Origin of the sequence: Rhodococcus sp. IC4_135 (assembly GCF_011602025.1) — a bacterium.
In the GTDB taxonomy this organism is placed as follows: Bacteria; Actinomycetota; Actinomycetes; order Mycobacteriales; family Mycobacteriaceae; genus Rhodococcus_F; species Rhodococcus_F baikonurensis.
In genome coordinates this window covers 37,376-53,802 of the sequence record NZ_JAAOLG010000008.1, presented here as the reverse complement: position 1 = coordinate 53,802, position 16,427 = coordinate 37,376, and the positions used below count along the sequence as shown (strand labels likewise).

Sequence of the window (16,427 nt, the reverse complement as noted above, 5' to 3'; positions counted from 1 at the left end):
GGTTGAACCTTCTCTTCGAACAGGTAGTTGACTGATCAACTACATTGAGAATAGATCATTTGATTTCGTTGTCAACTACTTCAGCTATGCTGGCGTTATGGAATCGACGCGGTGGTTGAGCGACTCGGAGCAAACGGCCTGGCGGGCTTACCTGGACTCGACCCGACTGCTCCAGCGTGTTCTCGATCAGCAGTTGGTGCGAGACTCCGACATTTCCTTCACTGATTTCGAACTGCTGGTCGCTCTCGCCGAAGCGCCCGGGCGGCAACTGCGCATGAGTGAGCTCGCCGACGCTGTTATGGCTACACGAAGTGGTGTGACCAGGGCCGTCAATCGCCTGGTCGGTGCCGGGTGGGTGCGCCGGGTCGAGTGTGTCGACGACAAGAGGGGCGCTAATGCGGAGCTGACCGACTTGGGTGCCGAGAAACTGGCGTCGGCAAGCCCGGCGCACGTGGCCGCTGTACGGGAGAGCATGTTCGACCTGCTGAGCCCGCGAGATGTCGAGCGGCTGGGTGTGGTCTTCGGTGAGATGCGTCGGCACCTTCTCGAGGCCCAAGCAAGTAATTGACAGAGCAACGGCCCATGCCACGTAGTTGGTGAGGGCTGCGAACGGACTGCCATCATTGTCTGGTGACCCGTATTCGTATGTTCGCAACCGACCTCGACGGCACCCTGCTGCGCTCCGACCGAACGATTTCGGCGCGCACCGCGCAGGCCATGGAGAACGCGCGGCTCGCGGGGATCGAAGTTGTGTGGGCGACGGCCCGGGCCAGGCATTCGGTACACACGTTGGCGAGCTCGTGCGGATTTCGCGGTAAAGCTGTGTGTGCCAACGGAGCTGTCATTCTCGACCTGGCGGACGGGACTCCGGAGATCGTCGACACCGTTTCGATCGAAACATCTTTGGCTGCAACAGCTATGGAGCAGGTTCGTGCTCTGATTCCTGGCGTCGTGTTCGCGAACGTCGGACCCACGCAGTTCTTTGCCGAGCCGGAGTATGCCGCTCTGTGCGAGTTCGCGGACCATCACCGGCACCTGCACGAGATGGTGCTCGCCGATACGCTGCCGCTGGACGTGGAGCCGATGGTCAAGATCGTGGCCCGGCATGCCGAGGTTCCCAGCGCCGACCTGTACCGAACTGCGGTCGCTGCGGGCATCGAGGGTGTGGAGTTGACCCACTCCGGGGCTCCGTACATGGAAATGGCTGCAGCGGGCGTTTCGAAGGCCAGCGCTCTCGCGCAGTTGTGCGCGATCGACGGCATCGACGCGTCGGAAGTTGCCGCGGCCGGTGACGCCTTCAACGACGTTGCGATGCTGACCTGGGCCGGAACGGCTCTGGCGCCGGCCAACGCCAGAGCCGAGGTCATCGAGCTCGCCGACCGAATTTTGCCCACGAACGACGAGGACGGGGTGGCGAGCTACCTCGAAGAGCTGGTTGCGGGGAGCTAGTTCAGCTGCTGACGGCCTTGGGTCCGGTGCCGATACCGACTCCGCAGTCCGTCATGAATTCGGAGAAGACGCGGTCGAAGCGATCCGGATAGTCAAGGTGCGGGAAATGCCCGGCGCGCTTGAAGATCTCCACCCGCCCCAGCGGTAGTTCGGCGCGAGCATTCTCGGTGTGGGCGTTGGGGATGATGGTGTCTTCCTCGCCCCACACCAGTAGTGCCTGCAGGTTCTTGAAGTTGGCGAAATGCGGAGTGGCATTGACGGTTTGGCCGTTGTAGTTGATGACCGATCGCGCGGTCGCCAGAAATGCCTGACGTGTCGACGCGTCCGATACCGAAGCAAAGCTCTTACGAGCCTCACTCGCGCTGGCACCGAGCTTGAACAGGCCGATCTTGTTGAAAAGTCCGAGCGCTTTGTCCGTCACGTCGGTCAGCGTCCTGGACGCGAGAACGGGAAGTACCAGTTCGCTGCCGGGTAGAGTCGCCGCGCGCAGGAGTGGGCTTACCTCGGGGCCGAGTCCGCCGCTGGCCACCAGGCACAGCCGCTCCACCCGGTCGGGGAACAGGTACAGCGTCTGCATCGCGATCCCACCACCGAGGGAGTGACCGACGAGGGTGGCCGACGGAATATCGAGGGCTTCGAGGAGGTCACGAACGGTGGCGGCGTGAGCACTGAGTGAGTAGTCGCCGGCAGGCTTGTCCGACGCGCCGTGTCCGAATAGATCAGGAGCGATGACGCGGTAGTGGCGCGAGAGCGTCTCGATCTGGGGCTCCCAGTTGGAGTGCGCGCCCAGTAGGCCGTGAATGAGCACCACGACGGGGCCACTGCCTTGGTCGACGTATTTGAGCTCGTCGCCGTGCAATACAACCGTCTGTAATTGGTCGGTTGCCATGATTGAACCTTTCGGAGCTGCCAGTGTCTGTGGCTGCTCGCGTGTTGTCGGACCGCACCCGCCCCGACGCGGATCCACGGGTATTTGTGACCGGGAGTAACCCCAGTTCCCTCAGTATGCCCATCGAGGGGGCCGATGTCGTGGCCATCGGGCGTGTTGTGACGAACCGTGAGCCGTCGGCTGAGGGGAGACGTACAACTCACCGCCGCGTGTCGGTGCCGTTGATCAGGCGAAATCAACCAGTTTGCCGAAGGTGAGGTTGATGTCCCACGGAGTGACGCCCCACGTCTCGATGGCCGATACCGCGAAGATTCCGGCAGCCTCGATGGTGTCCTGTGAAGCTGGTGCCGAAACCGAAACACCGGCTTGTCCGTGTGGAACCTCCGGCCAGACGCCTGTGCCCACGGGTGCGGGGGTGGCTTCCATGACTGCGTTGGCCAGTCCCGATTCGTCGACGGTCGTGAAGAGGCAGTTCGGCTCGTGCGGAGAATCCCACCCGCCGAGTTCCGCGAGCCAGAATTCGCCGCGACCGGCAGCGGAGATCGCGATGGAGGCGAGTACCGCCTCGAGATCTTCCCAGACGCCGCCGGTCGGGGCGGTCGCGGCGGTGAGCTCGAACGGTGCGGCGAGGGCAGCGCTGTCCTGTGAGGCGAAGCGCGGCTGCACGGTGAGGGTCTGGGTCTGGGGATTCAGAAACGCAACTTCTCGGAACTTGTTGTCCGGCAAGGCGGTGCGAGCTACGAGGCCCTGTCCGAGCAGTGCGCCGAGCGCGGCGGGATCGTCGACGCTCCACAAGCGGGTCTCGTCCTCGGACCATGTGCGAATCATTCCACCGACAACAGGACTGATCAGCACAGGCTCGAGGTTCGTACCGCTTGTTGATTCGCTCACCGCTGGCTCCCCACCGCACTCCGTACCGCCGGACCGGTTCCGCGCGACCAGATAAGTATGCCGCTTGCTGCTGTGCGCCTTTATTAACCGCCGGGGGTTAATAAAGGCGCACAGCAAGTGGTCACATATGCGTGCCGCCGTCGATGCGGATTTCCGTTCCGGTGACAAACGAGCCGTCTTCGGAGGCGAGCATCGCGATCACGCCGGCGACCGCGGACGGGGGAGCGAAGCCCTCGCCGATTGCCGGCGCCAGCTTGCCGAGCAGCGTGAAGTCGATGTCGGCCGGGAAGCCGGGATCGGACGTCATGCCCGAAGCGATGCTGCCGGGAGCGACGGCCACGGCGCGGAGGCCCTGCTTGCTGTACTCGAGAGCGAGTGCGTGCGTGAAGGATTGGATTCCACCCTTCGACGCTGCGTACGCCGTCATGTAGGGGTGGGCGAACGTGGCCGACGTGGAACTGAAGTTGACCACGACGCCTGCTCCGCTTTCGAGCAGTGCCGGCAGGGACTCCCTCGTCATGAGGAATGTTCCGGTGAGGTTGACCCCGATGACGGTGTTCCAGAAATCGAGTGTCATCTCGTGGGTGTGCGCGGAGCGCAGAATGCCCGCCGCGTTGACCAGTACGTCGAGACCGCCCAGAGCCTTGATCGCAGCGCCGACCTGTTCGCGAACAGACTCTTCGCTGGAGATGTCGACCTTCACCGTGGTCAGGCGATCGGAATGGCCTGCGTCCTTCGCAGCGTTGAGCGTCTGTTCGAGGCCGGTCTCGGAAATGTCGGCGGCGACGACGGTGCCACCTTCTGCCAGGATGCGGGCAACGGTGGCCTGGCCGATTCCGGATCCTGCGCCGCTGATGAGGACGCGCTTGTCGTCGAATCGATTCACGAGAAAACTCCGGTCTGTGAGATGGACAGCTGTCTGGTGACCGATTCTGCGTGATCGAGCCGCATAAATCTGCGGATCATTCCACTGACTGGGCGGCGTCGGTGCTTGTTCACTCGAAATCCCGAGCGAACAAGCACCGAGGCGTCCTACAGACCCGCTGCCTGCGCGAGGCTCGGCAGGTAGGTGCTCGGCTGTCCGAAGAGCTGAGCGCTGCCGTGTGCACGCTTGAAGTACAGCTGAGCGTCGTGCTCCCAGGTGATCGCGATTCCGCCGTGCAACTGAACCGCTTCGGAGGTGATCTGCTGCAACGCTTCCGAGCAGTACACCTTCGCTACCGCCGCGTCGTCCGCCGACTGCGTCGCCACGGCGGCGTACGTCATCGACCGCGCCGTCTCGACCAACGTGTACATGTCGGCCATCCGGTGCTTGAGGGCCTGGAAGGAACCGATCGCGCGGCCGAACTGCTTGCGCGACTTCGTGTATTCGACGGTCTGTTCGACGATCGCCGCGGCCGCTCCGACCTGTTCCGCGGACAACGCGATCAGAACGACGGTTCGGATGCGATCGACCAGATCTTCGGACCACTGCAGTGGACGACCGCGAACACCGGAGAACGTGACCTCTGCCAGCGTTCGCGTGGGATCCATGGTGGGGACGCGTCGGCGGGAGACGCCCTCGGCCGCGGGATCCACTTCGTAGAACCCGTCGGCTGTCAGAACGAGCAGGGTGTCTGCGACGTGGCCGTCGAGGACGTACGAGGCCGTGCCTGTCAACGCATCCTCGGTTGCCTCGACGCCGAAGGTGCTCCAACCTGTGGCACCTGCCCAGCACAAAGCCAGCGTGCTCTCGCCGGATGCGACACCGGGCAACAGGCGCGAGCATGCGTCGTTGTCACCGGAAAGCAGCAGTGCCTGTGCGGCAAGAATCGCCGAACCCAGCATCGGTGACGGGGTCAGTGTGCGGCCCAGTTCCTCCTGGACCACGTGTACCTCACCCAAACCTGCTCCCACGCCGTCGAACTCCTCGGGAATCGCCAGCGCGGCGACGCCGATCTGCTCGCACAGCTTGCTCCACAGGGCGGCGTCGTAGCCGATCTCTGTGGTGATGGCAGCGCGGACGGCAGCGGAGTCGGAATGCTTGCTCAGGAGATCGCGTACCGACGCGCGCAGTGCTGTCTGGTCTTCGGTGTCGATGCTCATGATGCAACCAGAGCTTCGACGACGCGTGCGCGGTGCTCGGACGGTGTGCCCCACGCGGTGAGCAGTGCTCGTACTTTGGTGAGCCACAAGGAGAGATCGTGTTCCATCGTGTAGCCGATGGCGCCGTGAACCTGGAGTCCGACGCGAGCGGCCTTGTACGCAGCATCCCCGCACGCGACCTTGGCCGCCGAGATGTCACGGGAAGCGTCGGCCGACTGATCGCGAACCGACAGAGCGGCACCGTGGAGCAGGGGACGAGCCATTTCCAGCGAAACGGCAACTTCCGCCAGGTGGTGCTTCATTGCCTGGAACTGTCCGATGACCTTGCCGAACTGCTTGCGCTGCTTCGCGTATTCGGTGGTGACCTCGAGCAGCGTCTGGCCGAGACCCTGCAACTGCGCGGCAGTGGCAAGCGCGCCCATGTCGAAGGCGGCCGAAAAGTCGGCGGAGCCCAGCGCTTCGCCGGCAGAAACCTCGTAGAGCTTGCGGGAGAGATCCACCGATACCTTGGCTTCGCCAGGGACGCCGAGTGATACGGAGCCGTCCTGCACGAGCAGAACCAGATCCACCGCATCGGCATCAAGCGCGAACGGTGTGTGCGGGGGAGCGGCGACGGTTGCCAGCGAACCCTCGGCGAGAGCAGAGAGACGTTCCGGTGCAACCGAAGCCAGGAGCGTCGGTGCCACGGCGATCGTCTCGACAACCGGTCCGGGTACTGCGTGCCGACCGAGCTGTTCGAGAGCAACGACCAGGTCGACGGCGTCGGCGCCGAGTCCGTCGTGTTCTTCGGAGATGACGAGGCCGTTGACACCGGTCTCGGCAAGGCGCTGCCAGAGCTTCTTGCCCGGCTCGGTGTCACCGTCGTTCCACGAGCGGATGACGGAGGGCATGTCGGACTTGGTCAGCAGTGCATCGATGCTTGCAGCGAAGTCCTGGTGGGAGGAGTCGAGCGCGAATCTCATCGGTCCGCCTTCGGTAGGCCGAGCAGACGCTCGGCGATGACGTTTTTCTGAATCTCGTTGGTGCCTGCGTAGATCGGGCCGGACAGGGAGAACAGGTATCCGTCCATCCAGTTGTCGGCCAGCTCGGCTTCCGGGCCCTGCAGTTCGAGAGCGGTCTCGTGGGTGGCGATATCCCACTCGGACCAGAAGACCTTGTTGATCGAGGACTCGGCGCCGAGTTGTCCACCGTCGGCGAGACGGGTGACGGTACCGAAAGTGTTGAGCTGGTAGGCGCGTGCACCGATCCAGGCGTCGGCAACCTGATTACGCAGAGCGCTGTCGTCGGTTCGTCCGCTGGACTTGTACAGCTCGAGCAGGCGGTCGACGGTGGCGAGGAAACGGCCGGGGCTGCGCAGCGAGAGGCCGCGCTCATTGCTCGCGGTGCTCATCGCGACGCGCCAACCTTCGTTGACGTTGCCGATCACACCCGACTCGCCGGGGTTGGCCGGGTCGTCCGGAACGAAGACGTCTTCGAGGAAGATCTCGGCGAAGCCGGGCTCGCCGTCGAGCTGATCGATCGGGCGAACGGTGACGCCCTTCGATCGGAGGTCGAACATGAAATACGTGATGCCCTTGTGGCGCTGCGCATCCGGATCGGAGCGGAACAAGCCGAAGCCCCAGTCCGCGTAGCTTGCGCGTGAGCTCCACGTCTTCTGACCGTTGAGCAGCCAGCCCCCGTCGACCTTCTTCGCACTCGAACGCAGGCTGGCGAGGTCGGAACCCGATTCGGGCTCGGACCAGGCCTGGGCCCAGACGTCGTCGGCACGAGCCATGCGCGGCATGATGCGAGCCAACTGCTCGGCATTTGCATGCTCGAACAGTGTGGGAGCCAACAAGAAGATGCCGTTCTGGCTTACGCGGCCGGGCGCGCCCGAGCGGTAGTACTCCTCCTCGAAGATGACCCATTCGAGCAGGGACGCATCGCGTCCGCCGAGTTCCTTGGGCCAGGAGACGACGGCGTAGCCGGCGTCGGCGAGAGTGTGCTCCCACTGACGGTGCTCTTCGAAGCCTTCGGCGGTATCCATCGACTTCAGGGGAGTCGCGGGCACATTCGCTTCCAGGAACGAGCGGACCTCGTCACGGAATGCGGTTGTGGCGTCGTCGAATACGAGATCCACTAGTTTGTTCCTTCCTGCGGTGCGCGAGCACTGGCAGCCATGGCTTTGGCGTCGAGACCACCAAGCGAGTCTTTGCCGACCTCGGCGTTGTGAGCGTGAGCGAAGTGATGCAGACCGAAGACGGAGTCGATGCCGTTGCGCATCCCCATCTGGTCCTCGCACTGGTTGACGGCCTTCTTGGTCAAAGCCAGTCCGAAGCGCGGCATCTCGGCGATACGTCCGGCGAGCTCGAACGTCTCCTTCTCGAGATCCTTGCGGGCGACGACGCGATTGACCATGCCGATTTCGTAGGCACGTTGCGCGGTGAAGCGATCGCCGGTGAAGAGCATTTCCTTCGCGAAACGTGAACCGACCATCCACGGGTGCGCGAAGTATTCGACGCCGGGGATGCCCATGCGGACAACGGGATCGGAGAAGAAGGCGTCGTCGGCCGCGACGATCATGTCGCAGACCCAGGCGAGCATGAGCCCACCGGCAATGCAGGCGCCTTGCACCATCGCGATGGTGGGCTTGGGGATCTCCCGCCAACGGCGGCACATACCCAGGTAGACCTCCATCTCGCGCGCGAAACGCTGGTCACCACCGGGCTTGTCGACGTGATCCCACCACATGGTGGCCTTGTTCTCGTACTCGACGTGATGGTCGCGTCCCGGAGTTCCCAGATCGTGTCCGGCGCTGAAGTGAGGTCCGTTGCCTGCCAGGACGATCACTTTCACGTCGTCGTCCTCGACGGAGCGCTGGAAAGCCGCGTCGAGTGCATACGTCACGACCGAGTTCTGGGCGTTGCGGTAGTCGGGGCGATTCAACGTCACGACGGCGACCGAGTCACGAACCTCGTAGGTCACGACGTCGGCTTCGAAGGGAACGGTCATGACTGTTCCTCGCGCAGAACCGTTTTGAGGACCTTGCCCGAAGGGTTACGGGGCAGGTGATCGACGAAGCGTACTTCGCGGGGCACCTTGAAGCCGGCGATCTTCTCCTTGAGGAAGGCGATCACCGACTCTTCGGTGAGGCCGGCACCGTCGAGTTGGGCGATGTAGACGCGGCCCACCTCGCCCATCCGGTGATCGGGGATGCCGATGGCGGCAGACTCGTGGACGCCGGGCAGGCGAGCCAACATGCCCTCGATCTCGGCGGGGTAGACGTTGAATCCGCCGCTGACGTACATGTCTTTCAGACGATCGGTGATGTCGAGATAGCCACGCTCGTCGAGGGTTCCGACGTCTCCGGTGTGCAACCAGCCGTCGGCGTCGATTGCCTTGGCGGTGGATTCGGGGTCGTCGAGATACCCGAGCATGACGTTCGGTCCACGAAGCAGGATCTCACCCTGATCGCCGATCTTGACCTCGAAATCGGCTGTCGCGCGGCCGGAACTGGTGGAGACGGTGACCGGGTCGTCGTCGGTGCGGCACATGGTCGCAACCACGGCTTCGGTCAGACCGTATGCCGTGAGGACGGCGTCGAAAAGCTCTGCCTGCATGCGCTCGACGAGAGCAACCGGCACGGGTGCTGCGCCCGTGATCGCGATGCGGAGCGAGGACAGGTCGTATTCGCTGCGGCGGGGGTGATCGAGGATGGTCTGGTAGATCGTCGGGGCGCCCGGCAGGATGCTGATCTTCTCGCTGTTGACCAGCGCGAGGGTGTCGTCGATGTTGAAGACGGACACCGGCACGATCGTCGCACCGTTCAACAGGCAGACCAGGATTCCGGCCTTGTAGCCGAAGGTGTGGAAGAACGGGCTGATGATGAGGAAGTTGTCGTCGGCGGTGACCTCGGCGCATTCACCCCACGACTTCGCGACGGCGATGGACTGACGATGCGCGGTGATCGCACCCTTGCTACGTCCTGTGGTGCCGGAGGTGAAGAGGATGTCGCTGACGTCGTCGGGCTGTACCTTCGCAGCACGCGCGTCGGCTTCGGTGCGAGCGGCGTCGGTGGCGAGCGCGAGGAAGTCCTCGAACTCGATGACGCCGTCACGGTCGTCGTTCCCGTCGATCGGTACCTGGATGACGGTGGGGATCGACAGGTCCGGGTTGGCGTCGAGCAACTGCTGGTACCGATCGGCCTTGAGGAACGTGCCGACGACCACCAGGGCAGCTGCGTCGACGCGCTCGATGATGTCGAGCGCTTCCGTGCCGGTGTATCGGGTGTTGATCGGGATGATGGCTGCTCCGGCGTACTGAGCGCCGAGCAGGGCGATCACCCAGTGGTACGTGTTGGGCGACCAGATGACGACGCGGTCGCCTGCCTTCACCCCACGGTTGATCAGTGCGCCGGCGAAATCGCGGACGCGCTGATGTAGCTGTGCGAAGGTCAGTCGGGTGTCGCCATCGGCGATAGCCGCGCGCTCACCGAACTCCTCGGCGGCCCGGATGAGGGCTGATGGGATGGTTCTCGGTTGTTCGGTCACTGGACTCCTACCTGACACGCTACCTAGCAAGTGCTTGGTAGGTTATCTTACATATGTGGACCAGAGCGAGAGCCCGGACGGGCAGATGACGGACGACGAGTTTGCGGCCACGGTCGCGCAGTGGTTGGCCGAGAACTTGACGGGCAAATTCGCCCAGCTCAAGGGTAAGGGCGGCCCCGGCAGTGAGCACGAGTTCTTCGAGCAACGACTCGAGTGGGACAAGCACCTCGCAGCGTCGGGGTGGACGTGCCTCGGGTGGCCGAAGGAGTTCGGCGGGCGGGGAGCAAGCATCTCCCAGCAGGTCATCTTCCATCAGGAGTACGCGAAGGCCGGTGCGCCCGCTCGCGTCAGCCACATCGGTGAAGAGCTGCTCGGCCCGACGCTGATCGCGTACGGCACCGACGAGCAGAAGCGCCGATTCCTTCCTGGCATCAACACGGTCAGCGAACTGTGGTCGCAGGGCTACTCCGAGCCCGGCGCCGGTTCCGACCTCGCGAACGTCTCCACCACCGCACGCCTCGAAGACGGCAAGTGGATCATCAACGGCCAGAAGGTCTGGACCTCACTCGCTCACGTCGCGCAGTGGTGCTTCGTGGTCTGCCGCACCGAAGTGGGCTCCAAGCGTCACCAGGGGTTGAGCTTCCTGCTGGTCCCGTTGGATCAGCCCGGTGTGACAGTTCGGCCCATTCAGCAGCTCACCGGCACGTCGGAGTTCAACGAGGTCTTCTTCGACGACGCCGTCACCGACGCCGATCTCGTGGTCGGGGAACCCGGCGAGGGCTGGAAGATCGCGATGGGGCTGCTCACCTTCGAGCGCGGTGTGTCCACGCTCGGACAGCAGATCGGATTTGCCCGCGAGCTCCAAGGCGTCGTCGACCTGGCGAAAGCCAATGGCAGTGACCAGGATCCGCACATCCGTGAAAAGATCGCCCGTGCGTGGGTCGGACTGCGCGTGATGCGCGCCCACGCGATGCGTACTCTCGACGCGGTCGACGCCGGAACCGGTGGCGGAGAAGCGTCCGTCGCAAAACTGTTGTGGGCCAACTGGCATCGTGATCTGGGGCAGCTGGCGATGGACGTGCAAGGTGCGTCGTCGTTGGTTGCACCGTGGGCCGATTCCGAAGGCAATGCCTCGGACATCACCGATCCCGAGCATCTCGAGCTCGACGAGTGGCAGCGCCTCTTCCTCTTCACCCGCGCCGACACGATTTACGGCGGCTCCAACGAAATTCAGCGCAACATCATTTCCGAGCGCGTGCTCGGTCTTCCCCGAGAGGCTCGTTAATGTCTGACACCAAAGCCGCGTCCCCGCTTTCCGTTGCGCCGGAGGAAACCCCGGGCCACGGACTGCTCGCGGGCAAGAAGGCGATCATCACCGCCGCAGCCGGAACCGGCATCGGCTTCTCAACTGCACGCCGGGTGCTTCTCGAGGGCGGCGACGTTCTCGTCTCCGACTTCCACGAGCGTCGGCTCGGGGAGACGGTGGAGAAGCTGAAGGCCGAATTCCCCGGTCAGCAGGTCGAGTCGATCATCTGCGACGTGTCCAGCACCGAGCAGGTCGACGCGCTGTTCGTCGGCGCGGCCGAGAAGCTGGGGCGTATCGACATCGTCGTCAACAACGCAGGCCTGGGCGGTGAGACTCCCGTCGTCGACATGACGGACGATCAGTGGGATCGCGTTCTCGACATCACCCTCAACAGCACCTTCCGTTCGACGCGCGCCGCGCTGCGGTACTTCAAGAGCGTTCCGCACGGGGGTGTTCTGGTGAACAACGCGTCCGTTCTGGGTTGGCGGGCGCAGCATTCTCAGGCGCACTACGCTGCAGCCAAGGCCGGCGTCATGGCACTGACTCGGTGCAGCGCCATCGAAGCAGCGGAGTACGGAGTCCGGATCAACGCGGTCTCGCCCTCCATTGCGCGTCATGCGTTTCTGGCGAAGGTCACCAGTGAGGAACTGCTCGACCAGTTGGCTTCCGGTGAGGCCTACGGCCGCGCCGCGGAGGTCTGGGAGATCGCAACGGTCATCGCGATGCTCGCCAGCGATTACTCCACCTACATGACCGGCGAGATCGTCTCCGTTTCTTCGCAGAGGGCCTAGCGTCCCCGTGCGCGGTTAAGGAGTCCCTGGACTCGCTGACCGCGCACAGGGGAGGGCCCTGGATAGGATTGAATACATGACGCCACCTCGAAATTCCGACGAATCAACCGGCAAGTCAGGGCGCCGCGACGAACTGCTCGAGATCGCGGCCGGGCTGTTCGCCGATCGCGGAGTGCGCGCGACGACGGTCCGCGATATCGCCGACGCCGCCGGGATCCTCTCCGGCAGTTTGTATCACCATTTCGATTCCAAGGAGTCGATGGTCGACGAGATCCTGCACCAGTTCCTCGACGAACTCTTCGGAAAATACCGCGAGATCGTCGCGGCGGGGTTGGACAGTCGCGCGACGCTCGAAGCTCTGGTCGTGACTTCGTACGAGGCCATCGACGCCTCACATTCGGCTGTTGCGATCTACCAGGACGAGGTCAAGCACCTCGTCGGGAACGAGCGCTTCGCTTACCTGGCCGAGCGCAACACCGAGTTCCGGGACCTGTGGGTCGGCGTCCTCGAAGCCGGCGTCGCGGACGGGACCTTCCGGTCCGACATCGACGTCGAATTGGTCTTCCGCTTCATGCGCGACACCGTGTGGGTCGCGGTTCGCTGGTACCGCCCGGGTGGATCCCTCTCGGCTCACGCCGTCGCGGCTCAATATCTCGCGATCGTGCTCGACGGGCTATCCGATCCGGCAACAACTTCAGACGCTATTGCTGAATCAACTTCAAGAACTATTGCTGCACAACGAAACTAGGAGCTAACGCTATGTCCGAGGTTTACATCGTCGACGCCATTCGAACACCGATCGGCAAGAGGGGCGGCGCGCTGTCCGGCGTGCACCCCATCGATCTCGGTGCACACGTCGTCAAGGCACTGGTCGAGCGCACCGGTATCGATCCCAGTGACGTCGACGACGTGATCTTCGGTTGCGTCGACGCCATCGGCGGCCAGGCCGGCAACATCGCCCGCATGTCCTGGCTCGCAGCGGGATTCCCGGAGCACGTACCCGGTGTGACGGTCGACCGTCAGTGTGGTTCGAGCCAGCAGGCAGTGCACTTCGGTGCTCAGGCCATCCTGTCGGGCACCGCGGATCTGATCGTTGCCGGCGGCGTTCAGAACATGAGCCAGATTCCGATCTCGGCAGCGATGATCGTCGGTCAGCAGTACGGATTCGACACGCCGACTTCGGGTTCGGTCGGTTGGACCGAGCGTTACGGTGACCAGGAAGTCTCGCAGTTCAAGGGCGCCGAAATGATCGCCGAGAAGTGGGACATCAGCCGCGAAGAGCTCGAGAAGTGGGCACTGCAGAGCCATGAGCGCGCCAAGGCTGCAATCGCCGCGGGTCGTTTCGACAACGAGATCGTCGCCATGGGTGACGCGACCGTCGACGAAGGACCCCGCGAGACCAGCCTCGAAAAGATGGCGACGCTCAAGGTTCTCGTCGAAGACGGTCGCATGACCGCAGCGGTGGCCAGCCAGATCTCCGACGGCGCGAGTGCGCTGCTGCTGGCGTCGGCGGAAGCGGTGGAAAAGTACAACCTCAAGCCCCGCGCCCGGATTCATCATCTCAGCGCTCGCGGCGACGACCCGATCTTCATGCTCAGTGCGCCGATCCCGGCCACGAAGCATGCTCTCGCGAAGGCCGGTCTGAGCATTGAGGACATCGACCTCGTCGAGATCAACGAAGCTTTTGCCCCGGTCGTCCTGGCCTGGATCAAGGAAATCGGCGCAGATCCGGCCAAGGTCAACGTCAACGGCGGCGCGATCGCACTCGGCCACCCGCTCGGCGCGACCGGTACCAAGCTGATGGCCACGCTGCTCAACGAACTCGAGCGCACCGGCGGTCGTTACGGCCTGCTGACCATCTGTGAAGGCGGCGGCACCGCGAACGCGACGATTATCGAGCGTCTCTGACGCCTTGCTGTGCGCCTTTATTAACCGCCGGCGGTTAATAAAGGCGCACAGCAGTTAGTTGTTCGGCACATCCGCGACCTTGATATCGAAGTTCGCACTTTCACCGTCAACGCTGGTCACGGTAGCTGTGACGTCGTATTCGGTGCCCTGCTCGGTCAGGATGCACGTGATCGATGCGCCGACTTCGGCGTCGAGGTTCTCCGGACACGTCACGTCGTCGGGTGGCTCGCCGATCTTCTCCGCGAGTTGAGTGGAGATCTGACTTGCGACTTCGGACTTGTCCACTTGCGGCGTCCCGACGCTTGCCGAGCACGCTCCCGTGGCCAATGCCGCCGAGAGTAGAACGATTCCAACTGCAGGCCTCTTTGCCATGTGAACTCCCAGAGTGCGCCGGTGCTTGCTGCTGCCAGCTTGGATTACCGCATTCGGGACTGTTCAACCGACTTACTCGACGCAGTTTTCCGAGGTCAGCGTCGGCGGACCGTCACGTTGAAGCCTTCGGGCATCAGGGTGAGCCGTTCGGCTACCTTCAACTCGTAAGCCGGATCAGCTTCGATCGTATATTTCTGCAAGATGGTGCCCAATACGAGGACCGCTTCGTGAATGGCGAATTGTCTTCCGATGCAGGCACGTTCACCGGTCCCGAAGGGTTTGTACACGTGCGCCGGCCTGGCTTTGATGTTGGCGGGCAAGAATCGATCCGGATCGAACGCCTCGGGATCGTTGCCCCACACCGGATCGCGATGAAGTGAGGGGATGAGGACGAGCATCCAATCACCCTTCTTCATCGGATACTTGCCGACGAGCGTGGTGTCTTCGAGTGCCGCGCGGCCGTAGGCGGGAGCGGTCGGCCACAGACGCAACGATTCGTCGAGGACGCGTCGCACATATCGAAGTTTCGCGATCTTCTCGAAGGCGGGTTCCTCACCCTCCCACACCTTGTCGACCTCGGCTCGAGCCTTGGCCAGCACCTCAGGGTTTTGCGAGAGGTAGTAGAGCGCGAACGACAATGCGCCGGAGGTGGTTTCGTGTCCGGCGACAAGGAAGGTCACGACCTGGTGGCGGATGTTCAGTTCGTCGACACGGTTGGGATCGTTTTCGCGTGCCGCCCGCAGCATCAGTTCGAGGAGATCTTCAGGCCCCGGTTCGGTACTTGTCCGCCGGGCACGGATCACTTCGTCCACAACCTCGGCCATGTACGCCTTGCGGACCTCGTCACGTTGATCAGCGCGACGAGCGAGCACTCGCCCGAGGGCGGTCGACTTCAGGAACGTCGTGCGTTGTGAATGGGAGAGTGCGCCGACCATCGCCTTGACGAACGGATGCTGCTCTTCACGTTCGAAAGAGTCGAACGAGTAGCTGAATCCAGTGCGTCCGATGGTCTCCAGTGTCAGCTTGGTCATGTCAGCGGAGACGTCGACGGGGGAGTCACTTTCACGACTGTCCCAGTGGTCGACCAACTCGCCGGCCACGTCGAGCATGGTGCGGTGGTACGAGCGCATCGCAGTCTGGCTGAACGCCGGTGCCAGGAGATTGTGCGCCTTGCCCCAGTTGGGCTCGTGGTTGTACGCCGTGAACAGTCCGTCGCCGCCGATTCCGCGTAGCGCTTTGACCCCGGGTGCGAGGTGTTTCGCGAACCGGGACTCGTCGGACAGTTCTGCCACCATGTCCGCGCCCGAGGCGAAGACGAAGCGATTGCCCAGGACGTTTCTTTCGAAGATCGGCCCGAGTTCTCGGCCGATGCTCACGGAGTTCTGCAGCGGCGTCCGGATGTTGATCCCGAGGACGTCGCCGAGAACTGGCAGGCGCCACGCCGGATGCGGGATCTGAGCATCGGTCGTCGCCTCTGGAGTGGTGTCGACGCTCATGATGTGTCCCCCGGGTGAGATCGCTTACTGAATTGGTGTCTAGTACGCAAAGTACGCCTTACTGAATCGGTGTCAAGTAGTAATCTGACTTGCCTATGGTTGCACCACGAAAACGCCTGGACCGAGAGCAGCGGCGCACGCAGTTGCTCGACATCGGCGCGCAACTTTTTGCCGACCGCTCGTACGAGGACGTGTGGATCGAAGAGGTTGCCGAGATTGCGGGCGTCTCGCGAGGGTTGATGTACCACTATTTTCCAACCAAGCGAGACTTCTTCGCCGCAATCGTCGAGCGCGAATCGCAGCACCTGCTCGAGGTGACCGCACCCGACGCGTCGCTGCCGGTGCGCGAACAAGTGGCAGCCGGGTTGGATGCGTACTTCGCGTACGTGAAATCGCACAGCAGGGGAGTGCGCGCCATCAACGTCGGGACGCTCTCAGCCGAGGCCGGCATCCGAGCGATCGTCGAACGGGAACTCGAACAGCAGCAGATTCGAATCCTCGACGCACTGGAATTCGAGGGTGAAAAAAGGCAGATCGCTGCCGTTGCAGTTCGGGGATGGATCGCTTTCGTCCGGGCCGTCTGCCTCGACTGGCTCGATCAGCCTTCGATACCGCAGGAAGAGTTGAGAGTGATCTGTCTGCGGACCCTCTCCGGAGCATTGGGTATCGACCTCGAAACGTGAAATGCCGACCGCTCGGTAGCAGCCGGCA

At 63.3% G+C, this 16,427-nt stretch carries 17 protein-coding genes; 7 read left to right on the top strand and 10 right to left on the bottom strand.

Annotated elements, in window-relative coordinates; translation table 11 throughout:
- The first annotated feature begins 97 nt into the window (after positions 1–97).
- Both G8767_RS16380 and G8767_RS16375 read left to right on the top strand, forming a co-directional pair.
- Positions 98–568 carry a MarR family transcriptional regulator gene (locus G8767_RS16380; RefSeq protein ID WP_095970964.1) on the top strand — a complete coding sequence of 157 codons (471 nt, stop codon included), beginning with the start codon at positions 98–100 and terminating at the stop codon, positions 566–568.
- A gap of 62 nt (positions 569–630) precedes the next feature.
- Positions 631–1,449, top strand: a complete 819-nt coding sequence (locus G8767_RS16375; protein WP_003945542.1) for a Cof-type HAD-IIB family hydrolase — start codon at positions 631–633, stop codon at positions 1,447–1,449.
- A gap of 1 nt (position 1,450) precedes the next feature.
- On the opposite strand, the gene G8767_RS16370 is transcribed toward G8767_RS16375, so the two are convergent.
- The 8 genes from G8767_RS16370 to G8767_RS16335 form a co-directional block, all read right to left on the bottom strand.
- On the bottom strand, positions 1,451–2,338 hold the full coding sequence (locus tag G8767_RS16370) for an alpha/beta fold hydrolase (RefSeq protein WP_166810704.1): 888 nt from the start codon (positions 2,336–2,338) through the stop codon (positions 1,451–1,453).
- A 225-nt stretch (positions 2,339–2,563) separates the two neighbouring features.
- A complete protein-coding gene (locus tag G8767_RS16365) occupies positions 2,564–3,229 on the bottom strand; it encodes a hypothetical protein (RefSeq protein ID WP_166810703.1) in 666 nt (221 codons plus the stop codon).
- A gap of 121 nt (positions 3,230–3,350) precedes the next feature.
- Entirely contained in the window at positions 3,351–4,115 is a 765-nt protein-coding gene (locus G8767_RS16360; protein WP_003945543.1) for an SDR family NAD(P)-dependent oxidoreductase, read from the bottom strand.
- 146 nt (positions 4,116–4,261) lie between these two features.
- Positions 4,262–5,314 (bottom strand): acyl-CoA dehydrogenase family protein, encoded by a 1,053-nt coding sequence (locus G8767_RS16355; protein ID WP_166810702.1) that lies wholly within the window; start codon positions 5,312–5,314, stop codon positions 4,262–4,264.
- On the bottom strand, positions 5,311–6,276 hold the full coding sequence (locus G8767_RS16350; protein WP_166810701.1) for an acyl-CoA dehydrogenase: 966 nt from the start codon (positions 6,274–6,276) through the stop codon (positions 5,311–5,313). Before G8767_RS16350 ends, G8767_RS16355 begins: the two co-directional genes overlap by 4 nt.
- On the bottom strand, positions 6,273–7,433 hold the full coding sequence (locus G8767_RS16345) for an acyl-CoA dehydrogenase family protein (RefSeq protein WP_166810700.1): 1,161 nt from the start codon (positions 7,431–7,433) through the stop codon (positions 6,273–6,275). Before G8767_RS16345 ends, G8767_RS16350 begins: the two co-directional genes overlap by 4 nt.
- The gene (locus G8767_RS16340) at positions 7,433–8,305 is read right to left on the bottom strand and encodes an enoyl-CoA hydratase (protein WP_166810699.1); all 873 of its coding nucleotides are present in this window, start codon (positions 8,303–8,305) and stop codon (positions 7,433–7,435) included. Before G8767_RS16340 ends, G8767_RS16345 begins: the two co-directional genes overlap by 1 nt.
- Complete coding sequence (locus tag G8767_RS16335) at positions 8,302–9,843, bottom strand: FadD3 family acyl-CoA ligase (protein ID WP_095970969.1); 1,542 nt, start codon at positions 9,841–9,843, stop codon at positions 8,302–8,304. The genes G8767_RS16340 and G8767_RS16335 overlap by 4 nt, the downstream gene beginning before the upstream one ends.
- Before the next feature lie 55 nt (positions 9,844–9,898).
- Here G8767_RS16335 and G8767_RS16330 point away from each other — a divergent pair, with 55 nt between their 5' ends.
- From G8767_RS16330 to G8767_RS16315, 4 genes are all read left to right on the top strand, one after another.
- The gene (locus G8767_RS16330; protein WP_007734188.1) at positions 9,899–11,128 is read left to right on the top strand and encodes an acyl-CoA dehydrogenase family protein; all 1,230 of its coding nucleotides are present in this window, start codon (positions 9,899–9,901) and stop codon (positions 11,126–11,128) included.
- Entirely contained in the window at positions 11,128–11,940 is an 813-nt protein-coding gene (locus tag G8767_RS16325) for an SDR family oxidoreductase (protein WP_003945582.1), read from the top strand. Before G8767_RS16330 ends, G8767_RS16325 begins: the two co-directional genes overlap by 1 nt.
- A 76-nt stretch (positions 11,941–12,016) precedes the next feature.
- A complete protein-coding gene (locus tag G8767_RS16320) occupies positions 12,017–12,688 on the top strand; it encodes a TetR/AcrR family transcriptional regulator (RefSeq protein ID WP_095970970.1) in 672 nt (223 codons plus the stop codon).
- Positions 12,689–12,699: 11 nt separating this feature from the next.
- Positions 12,700–13,848: an acetyl-CoA C-acetyltransferase gene (locus G8767_RS16315; protein ID WP_124568851.1), complete on the top strand. Its 1,149-nt coding sequence runs from the start codon at positions 12,700–12,702 to the stop codon at positions 13,846–13,848.
- Positions 13,849–13,902: 54 nt separating this feature from the next.
- Here the strand turns inward: G8767_RS16315 and G8767_RS16310 are convergent, their stop codons facing one another.
- A complete protein-coding gene (locus G8767_RS16310; protein WP_124568850.1) occupies positions 13,903–14,220 on the bottom strand; it encodes a DUF4333 domain-containing protein in 318 nt (105 codons plus the stop codon).
- Positions 14,221–14,315: 95 nt separating this feature from the next.
- Positions 14,316–15,716: a cytochrome P450 gene (locus tag G8767_RS16305; protein WP_166810698.1), complete on the bottom strand. Its 1,401-nt coding sequence runs from the start codon at positions 15,714–15,716 to the stop codon at positions 14,316–14,318.
- 95 nt (positions 15,717–15,811) lie between these two features.
- Here G8767_RS16305 and G8767_RS16300 point away from each other — a divergent pair, with 95 nt between their 5' ends.
- Positions 15,812–16,399 (top strand): TetR/AcrR family transcriptional regulator, encoded by a 588-nt coding sequence (locus tag G8767_RS16300; protein ID WP_124568848.1) that lies wholly within the window; start codon positions 15,812–15,814, stop codon positions 16,397–16,399.
- Positions 16,400–16,427: the final 28 nt, after the last annotated feature.

Bases quoted from the DNA above. Each gene is read 5' to 3' on its own strand.
- G8767_RS16380 (WP_095970964.1), top strand. From the start codon at position 98: ATGGAATCGACGCGGTGGTTGAGCGACTCGGAGCAAACGGCCTGGCGG.
- G8767_RS16370 (WP_166810704.1), bottom strand. From the start codon at position 2,338: ATGGCAACCGACCAATTACAGACGGTTGTATTGCACGGCGACGAGCTC.
- G8767_RS16355 (WP_166810702.1), bottom strand. From the start codon at position 5,314: ATGAGCATCGACACCGAAGACCAGACAGCACTGCGCGCGTCGGTACGC.
- G8767_RS16350 (WP_166810701.1), bottom strand. From the start codon at position 6,276: ATGAGATTCGCGCTCGACTCCTCCCACCAGGACTTCGCTGCAAGCATC.
- G8767_RS16340 (WP_166810699.1), bottom strand. From the start codon at position 8,305: ATGACCGTTCCCTTCGAAGCCGACGTCGTGACCTACGAGGTTCGTGAC.
- G8767_RS16325 (WP_003945582.1), top strand. From the start codon at position 11,128: ATGTCTGACACCAAAGCCGCGTCCCCGCTTTCCGTTGCGCCGGAGGAA.
- G8767_RS16320 (WP_095970970.1), top strand. From the start codon at position 12,017: ATGACGCCACCTCGAAATTCCGACGAATCAACCGGCAAGTCAGGGCGC.
- G8767_RS16315 (WP_124568851.1), top strand. From the start codon at position 12,700: ATGTCCGAGGTTTACATCGTCGACGCCATTCGAACACCGATCGGCAAG.
- G8767_RS16310 (WP_124568850.1), bottom strand. From the start codon at position 14,220: ATGGCAAAGAGGCCTGCAGTTGGAATCGTTCTACTCTCGGCGGCATTG.
- G8767_RS16305 (WP_166810698.1), bottom strand. From the start codon at position 15,716: ATGAGCGTCGACACCACTCCAGAGGCGACGACCGATGCTCAGATCCCG.
- G8767_RS16300 (WP_124568848.1), top strand. From the start codon at position 15,812: ATGGTTGCACCACGAAAACGCCTGGACCGAGAGCAGCGGCGCACGCAG.